Source organism: Glutamicibacter sp. V16R2B1 (genome assembly GCF_005774635.1).
GTDB classification, from domain to species: domain Bacteria; phylum Actinomycetota; class Actinomycetes; order Actinomycetales; family Micrococcaceae; genus Glutamicibacter; species Glutamicibacter creatinolyticus.
This window is the reverse complement of sequence record NZ_VATX01000080.1, coordinates 1-2,134: the sequence shown is the minus strand read 5'-3', so window position 1 is coordinate 2,134 and position 2,134 is coordinate 1. Positions and strand designations below refer to the sequence as shown.

Below are 2,134 nucleotides of genomic sequence, written 5' to 3'. Positions count from 1 at the left end.
GACCCGCCGGAACCCCTCTCGGGCCAGGCCGCGCAGCGAGCGCCGCAGCTCGGCCTGCTGCCGGCGGACAACATGCGGGCCGAAGTCACGGTCGGGCCGCGTCGCGTTGCGCGCCAGGCAGACCGACTCCGGCACGTCGAGGACGATCGCGACCGGCAGCACGTCGTGCGACCTGGCCAGCTCGATCAGGGATGCACGGGACGCGCGCTGGACGTTCGTCGCGTCGACAACCGTGAGCCGCCCGGCGGCGAGCCGCTTACCGGCGATGTAGTGCAGGACGTCGAACGCGTCGGGGGTCGCGGCCTGGTCGTTCTCGTCGTCCGCGATGAGCCCCCGGCAGGCGTCGTAGGACAGCACGTGCGTCGGACGGACATGCGGCGCGGCGAAGGTCGACTTTCCGGAGCCGGTGACGCCGACGAGGACGAAAAGACAGATCTCGGGAATGGTTAACGGCGCCTGCGGAGCGTCGACCCCAGGGAGGGGACGGTCGCCTGTCGGTGTGCTTATCGGCCTTCTCCCGCCGGCAGCCGTTCGAGGATCGCCAGTTGCGTGGGCTGGCCGACCTGCGGATCATCGATGCCGCCTCCACCGAGCCTGGCCGTGTAGGGGTACCGGGCGACGAGGCCGCCGACCCAGGTGGCGAACTCGTCCCGCGTCCACTCGAAACGGTGGTCGCGGTGCCGCAGCGCACCGGACGGCAGGCCCTCGTACCGGATGTTGTACTCGATGTTCGGCGTCGTGACGATCACCAGGCGGGGCTGCGCGTGGCCCAGCACCACCTCGGCGAGCGCGGGCAGCCGGGGCGGGTCGACGTGCTCGACGACCTCGGAGAGCACGATCGCGTCCAGGCCGGTGAGGCGGCTGTCCCGGTAGGTCAGCGACGAGACGATCAGGCGTAGCCGGGCGCGGACCTGGTCGGGCATCCGCTCGATCCGCAGCCGCCGCGCGGCGAGTTCCAGTGCGCGGTGGGAGACGTCGACCGCGATGACCTCGGTGCAGGTCGGCTCGGCGAGCAGTCTCGCGACCAGCTTGCCGTCGCCGCACCCGACGTCGGCGACCCGGTGTGCGTCCGAGGCGCGCAGCACCGCGAGGATCGCCCGCCGCCGCAGCTCCGCCAACGACGGCGGCCGCGTCTCGCCGACGTCGCCGCTCGTGCCCTCGGCGCCCACCTCGGCCACTTCCGTCTCGGGTACCTCTGCTTCGGCCACTTCCGCCTCAGCCACTTCTGTCTCGGCCACTTCTGCCTCGGTCGCGACCAGGCCGGGCTCGAAGCCGGTGCCGAGGGTGTCGGCCGCGAGGTCGTCGACGGCCGCGAGCTGGGTGAGCGCCGTGGTGGCCAGGGCCCGGCGGTGAGCGAGATAGCGCCTGGCGATCAGTTGCCGTTCCGGATGCCCCGGCAGCCAGCTGGCCCCCTCACGGAGGAGTTTGTCGATCTCGTCCCGTCCGACGAAGTAGTGCTTCGCGTCGTCGAGGACCGGCAGCAGGACGTAGACCTGGGTGAGCGCGTCGGCGAGGCGGAGAGTCCCGGTGAGCGTGACGTCGTGGTGTGGCGCGTCGCCCCACTCCGGGAACCGCGGGTCCAGCGGGAGCGGGACGGCCGCGACCTGCCACCCCAACGGTTCGAACAGCCGTCTGGCGAGATCGGCGCCGCCGGCCCGGCAGGGCAGCGACGGCAGCCTGATCTCCAGCGGCAGCGTGGTCGCGGCCAGCTCCGGCCGGGCCTTGCAGCACCCTGTCATCGCCCTGTCATCGCCGTGGAGAACACCGCCGGCCTCGTGGAGGTCGCCGCGGGCGGGTCCGTGTCAGGTTCCGCACGGCCGCAGCCGCAGGGTGCCGTCCGGGTCGAGGGCGAACCGGGTGCCGAAGCCGCCACTGATCCGATCGAGGATTCCGCGCAGCCAGGCCGCGTCCGCGGGCGCAGCGCGCTCCAGCCGTATCCGCCTTGCCTGCAGGGGCACCATCCGCAGGCCGGTCAGGGCAGCGGTGTCCGGATCGAGGGAGACGAAGTACGCCAGTCGCAGATCGTCCCGGTAGCCCTCGTAGCCCGGGATGCCCTCGTAGTCGTCGACGAAGTCTCCGCAGCCGTACAGGACGAGCCGGTCCCGGTACACCTCGACCGGCCGCGGGTGGTGGG

2 protein-coding genes and 1 pseudogene are annotated in these 2,134 nt (G+C 72.3%); all 3 read right to left on the bottom strand.

What is annotated here, in order from left to right:
- Nucleotides 1-507 (bottom strand): AAA family ATPase (locus FDN03_RS16265; RefSeq protein ID WP_171021301.1); only part of this gene is annotated, 507 nt, incomplete at its 3' end.
- On the bottom strand, nucleotides 504-1,739 hold the full coding sequence (locus FDN03_RS16260) for a methyltransferase (RefSeq protein WP_212743954.1): 1,236 nt from the start codon (nucleotides 1,737-1,739) through the stop codon (nucleotides 504-506). The genes FDN03_RS16260 and FDN03_RS16265, both read right to left, overlap by 4 nt.
- Nucleotides 1,740-1,802: 63 nt before the next feature.
- A pseudogene (locus FDN03_RS16255) lies at nucleotides 1,803-2,134 on the bottom strand (CapA family protein); the annotation flags it as partial.

Coding starts and splice junctions, on each gene's coding strand:
- FDN03_RS16260 (WP_212743954.1), bottom strand. CDS start 1,739: ATGACAGGGTGCTGCAAGGCCCGGCCGGAGCTGGCCGCGACCACGCTG.